Genomic DNA, 488 nt, shown 5'->3' with positions numbered 1-488 from the left:
TGTTCTTTTTCTTTTCCAAAACTACCCTCTAAGCGAGTTGCTCTCTCTTTAGTGATTATTCTAGCTAATTGCAATTGTTGTTTTCTATGTTTGGAAGGTTGCCCCTTTGGCTTAAAATCAGTTTGGATTTTCTTTGAAGTAGCAAAAACTCTGTTCTTGTTGGTCGCGTAAATGGCATCTGCTCCTACAATTCTCACTTTTGTCTTTGTAAGGCCTTGGGCTTTGTAAATGGTATTTTTAAACTGAGTGCCTTCGTTGAAATTATCAAAACTAATTCGCTGAATAAAATTGATTCCATCAATTTGAAGCTTGTTTACTTTGGCTCCAAATTCTACTTTTTTTATCTCTTTACCCCTTACAATTGGTCTTAAGTAATCCTTGTCAATACTTACAATTCTGCTCTTGGGCTTTTCTGCTTTAATAAAAAGAAGTTCTTGTTGAACACTTATCTTTTTTATAGTAGCTCTTCGTTTATAATAATTAGAAGG

General features: G+C 33.6%; 1 pseudogene. It reads right to left on the bottom strand.

Annotated elements, in window-relative coordinates:
* Window positions 1-488: pseudogene (locus Q0762_RS13920) on the bottom strand (transposase); the annotation flags it as partial.

It is taken from the genome of uncultured Polaribacter sp. (genome assembly GCF_947495205.1).
Taxonomy (GTDB): Bacteria; Bacteroidota; Bacteroidia; order Flavobacteriales; family Flavobacteriaceae; genus Polaribacter.
Note: the sequence above shows the minus strand (reverse complement) of the source record. Positions and strands in the feature narration are given on the sequence as shown.